2 protein-coding genes and 1 pseudogene are annotated in these 2,590 nt (G+C 37.1%); all 3 read right to left on the bottom strand.

Annotation, left to right across the window (positions count from 1 at the left end):
* Nucleotides 1-157: 157 nt before the first annotated feature.
* Nucleotides 158-1,342 carry a mannonate dehydratase gene (uxuA, locus tag Q1K78_RS17350; protein ID WP_300181711.1) on the bottom strand — a complete coding sequence of 395 codons (1,185 nt, stop codon included), beginning with the start codon at nucleotides 1,340-1,342 and terminating at the stop codon, nucleotides 158-160.
* 130 nt (nucleotides 1,343-1,472) lie between these two features.
* Nucleotides 1,473-2,264, bottom strand: coding sequence for an FCD domain-containing protein (locus Q1K78_RS17345; RefSeq protein ID WP_300181709.1), 792 nt, complete (start codon nucleotides 2,262-2,264; stop codon nucleotides 1,473-1,475).
* Nucleotides 2,265-2,359: 95 nt separating this feature from the next.
* Nucleotides 2,360-2,590, bottom strand: a pseudogene (locus Q1K78_RS17340) (TRAP transporter substrate-binding protein); the annotation flags it as partial.

The raw sequence follows: 2,590 nt of genomic DNA, 5'->3' as shown, positions 1-2,590 counted from the left end.
TGGCGGATCTTATGCCGTGGCGGGTTGAAATAGGTGATGGAGAGTAAAGCATAACCTATTTCACGGCGCGCTTACGTTATATGCATAAAAGGATGATTTATATACATAAATCATCCTTAAATATAATTGGTCCACTAATTATGAGCTAGAATCAGTTTTATTTTGTGAAAAATGCCCGCTTTAATGCCATCTCTAAACCTCGAACTTCAGCAAGACCTTTTAATCTACCAATTGCAGAATAACCAGGATTCGTCTTTTTCTTCAAGTCATCTAGCATCTGATGACCATGATCTGGACGCATAGGTATTAGTCTCATATCGCCAACAGCATCACGACGCTGTTCTTCTCTAAGAATTTCCATCACTACATTATACATATCAACATCACCATCAAGATGTGCCGCTTCGTGAAAGCTAAGCTGATTATCTTCACGTTGCGTTGAACGCAAATGAGTGAAATAGATACGATCACCATGCTGTCTAATCATATTAACTAAATCATTATCACCACGTACTCCATATGAGCCTGTACACATTGTTATTCCATTCATTTGGCTTGGTACTTCCGCTGTTAACCAATTAATATCTTCAATCGTGGAAACAATACGCGGTAAACCAAGAATCGGACGTGGTGGATCATCTGGATGTACTGCCATTTTCAGACCGTTAGCATCACAGATAGGCATTAACTCTCTCAAGAAGTACACCATATGCTCACGAAGTTTATCTTTCGTAATACCTTTATAGCGATCTAATTGGGCTTGGAACTCTTGTAATGTATACCCTTCTTCCGCTCCAGGTAATCCAGCAATTATATTACCTGTTAATTTAGCAATATCGGTATCAGACATATTATTAAAATAGATTTGAGCTTGCTCTTTATCTTCTATTGAATACGCTTCTTCGGCATTTGGACGTTTTAAAATATGTAATTCAAAAGCAGCAAATGCAATTTGATCAAAACGTAAGGCTTTAGATCCATCTTCCATTTCAAATTCAAGATCTGTACGAGTCCAATCCAAGACTGGCATAAAGTTATAGCATACAGTATCAATGCCACACTCTGCTAAATTGCGTAATGTTTGTTTATAGTTATCAATCCACAATTGGTAATTACCCGTTTGTGTTTTAATCTCTTCATGTACAGGGACACTCTCAACGACTGACCAGGTTAAACCTTTATCTTCAATCAAAGCTTTACGAATAAGAATTTCTTCTTTCGTCCACACCTCACCATTAGGGATATGATGTAATGCGTTTACAATACCAGTAGCTCCCGCCTGACGAATATCATTTAGAGATACAGGGTCACTAGGACCATACCAACGCCAAGTTTGTTCCATGACAATCACCTTTTATACAGACACACTTAACCCGCTCGGAAAATATTAACGAGAGAAGCATTTAAAAATTTAAATTAATTACTACTTTAAAAATAGCAATTCCAAATAAAAATCAACAGAACGTTGATCTTTATTTATCTTCCTCAAGGAAGACAACAGGGTTTGAGCTAAACAAATATCCATCGAAATTAGGATCATCAATATCAGATAGCTCAAGTAGTCGTTGTTTTACATTTTCAAGGTGTTGCCACATTGCATTTTTCGCTGCAATAGGATCTTTTCGCTGCATAGCTAAAAGAATTTTAGCGTGATCACCTAACCATTCTTCACGATAATTCTGATTATTAATGCGTAAATGAAGCTTTCTCCACATTGGACTTTGTTCGCGACGGGCCCAAGAATGTTTCAGCATATCTACTAACACAGAGTTCTGCGTTGCCTCGGCTATACAAAGATGGAATTGTTCATCTCCATTACAATCTGAAGATTCATTTGCCACTTCATGGTGCTCAAGTTCAAGTGCGGCTCTCATTTTAGCAATATCACCAGGTGTAACTTGAATTGCAGCAAACTCAGCAATATTACTTTCTAGCAACTGCCTTGCTTGTAACATTTCAAATGGACCAGCCTCATCGAAAATCACGCGCTCTCGGCTATTAGCAGTTTCACTCGGAATATTAAGTACATATACCCCAGAGCCTTTTTTAACTTCAACTAGGTTTTCAAGTTCAAGCATAATGATCGCTTCACGTACCACCGTCCGACTTACATTTAATCGTTCTGCGATATCACGCTCGGGAGGAAGACGATCTCCCACATTATACTGACTGTTCATTAACTCTTGTCTTAGTACTAACCCTAACTCTTGATAAGGTCTTTTTGCTTCAAAAGGCATCATATTGATATTGTCGCTATATTCCATTGCATTCTATATATCATAATAAAGATATGACAAAATTGGTCAACCTATTTATTGCAAATAGTTACAACACCTTGTTATATTATCTTTACAGTTAATTATTGAACCGCTTTAATACGATTAACAATTTCTGCTAATTCAGGATTTGTCGTATTTAAAGCTTCATACATTGGTTGTACAGCATCGATAAAAGCTTGTTTGTTTGGCGTTATAAATGTCACACCCAACTTCTCTGCTTTAGCTCGTTCTGTTGTTTCTGATTCCGCCCATAATTTTTTCATTAATTCCATAGAATTATTTGCTGCTTTTTTTAACGCTATACGATTTTC

The organism is uncultured Aliivibrio sp. (assembly GCF_946479765.1).
Lineage (GTDB): Bacteria > Pseudomonadota > Gammaproteobacteria > Enterobacterales > Vibrionaceae > Aliivibrio.
The sequence above is the reverse complement of the archived record's forward strand: the minus strand, read 5'-3'. Positions and strand labels throughout refer to the sequence as shown.